We start from the raw sequence: 201 nt of genomic DNA on the forward strand, positions 1-201 counted from the left end.
CTACACGGTTGCTGGTGTGGATGACACCACCGGTGAGGAGGCCACTGCGCCTTTGAGCATCACGGATCCGGATGATGGTGAGGACCCGGTGTTCGATCCGTCGGTGACTCTGGATCCGGACACTGTTGCTCCGGGTGAGGACACCACGATCACGGGTGAGGGCTTCGTGCCTGATTCCACGGTCACGGTGGAGGTCACTGA

1 pseudogene is annotated in these 201 nt (G+C 61.2%); it reads left to right on the forward strand.

Annotated features, from left to right (window positions below):
- Nucleotides 1-16: 16 nt before the first annotated feature.
- Nucleotides 17-201, forward strand: a pseudogene (locus SD455_RS16765) (hypothetical protein); the annotation flags it as partial.

The sequence above is a fragment of the Nesterenkonia sp. K-15-9-6 genome (assembly GCF_052656005.1).